The organism is Massilia frigida, assembly GCF_011682175.1.
GTDB lineage: Bacteria > Pseudomonadota > Gammaproteobacteria > Burkholderiales > Burkholderiaceae_D > Telluria_A > Telluria_A frigida.
The window spans coordinates 1-1,359 of sequence record NZ_WHJG01000122.1; the positions used below are offsets into that span (position 1 = coordinate 1).

1 protein-coding gene is annotated in these 1,359 nt (G+C 59.5%); it reads right to left on the reverse strand.

The window, feature by feature from the left end; translation table 11 throughout:
• Positions 1 to 1,327, reverse strand: a 1,327-nt coding sequence (locus F2P44_RS34250) for an IS4 family transposase (protein ID WP_167094540.1), incomplete at its 3' end; no start/stop codon positions are given.
• Between the last annotated feature and the right edge of the window lie 32 nt (positions 1,328 to 1,359).

Consider the following 1,359-nt stretch of genomic DNA (forward strand, 5'->3'; position numbering starts at 1 on the left):
GCCCGTCGCGTAATGCACGTAAGGTCTCCGCCGAGGCGTGCACTTGATCGAGCCCCTTCCAGATCGTCTTGACGCCAGGTTCGCCATCGCTGTTGCGAGCCAGGAATCCACCAATTTTCGCGATCAGGCGAACGACTTCATTCAAGGTTGGTGGGGTCGCCGGCATCTTCATCTTGTTCAATAGGTGCGCGCCGCGAATTTCGTCAGGATCGAAGAACAATGCTGCGTCGAGGTCAGGGCAGTTACGGCCTTTGCGCATCAGGTAGGCCACGCGCCATGCCACCACCATGAACAGCGCCAGCGCCCTTTCGATGCGCTCAACTGCCGCCAGCTGCAGCTTTTCGACTTCGCAGCCGTTTTTGAGGACATTGAAATAGACTTCGATTTCCCACCGGGCGCGGTACCAGTCGATCAGTTCCGTGGCTTGTTCCAGCGTGGTCGCCGGACGATTGGTCAGCAGACGCCATTCAACCGGCTTCACGCCGGCTGGCGCGTCAACTTCCCGCGCCACGATGCAAGTGGCCTCGATCTGTCCTTTCTTTCCGTCGCCTATCAGTACACGCTGCGCCCACAATTGCTGGCGCACTTCACGCGCCTTCTGCTTTTCGCGACCGCCCATGGTGAAACTGATCTCGCCAAGTGGTGGGCCATTCGTGGTGGCGGCCCACAGCCTGGTTCCTTCGTTGTCAGCCAAACAACGGTCATGCTTTGCCCGCACCAGCCAATCGGCAGGTGTACCCAAGTCGCGTGCGACGCGCATCATTTCGACCATGTCCGCTTCCCGGTCGGCCAAATACACCAGCCGCGTACCAGGCAGTTCTATCGCCTGCTCCGCAATGCGCTCGTAGCCTTCGACCCAGCGACGGCTTTCCTTCAGCCCGGGACGGACACCATCGTCTCCGCGCTTTTCGCGTGCCCACATCCACGCGTCGAGCATGCCAAGCGGCTCGCGATCGGGCGTGACAGCATAGGTCGGATGCAGGTACATACCGCGTTGGGCTTCGTAGCTCAACGGCCCCAGCCCAGCAATCTCCTGGCCGTTAAAATCGAGTTCGGTCGTGTCCTGAATACACAGCACGACCGCATGTTCGCCCATACGTTCTCGAGTCCGTGCCCAGTGTGGCTCCAGGATACCTTCCCACTTCACATCAGGATTCGAAAGGAATCGATACGCCGCACAGGTCTCGCTCCAGCTGTCGCATGCTTCAGGGATACTGGATGCCGGCTTGGCCGCAAAGGTGTCCATCAATGTTCTCGCCCTCTTGTTGAGGCGCCCGTCGCCAAGATTCAGATCGGCAAATTCGTCGTCCGTCCACCGCTGTGTCATCTTGTCCAAGTGCGCCACCCAAAAGGCAAGAG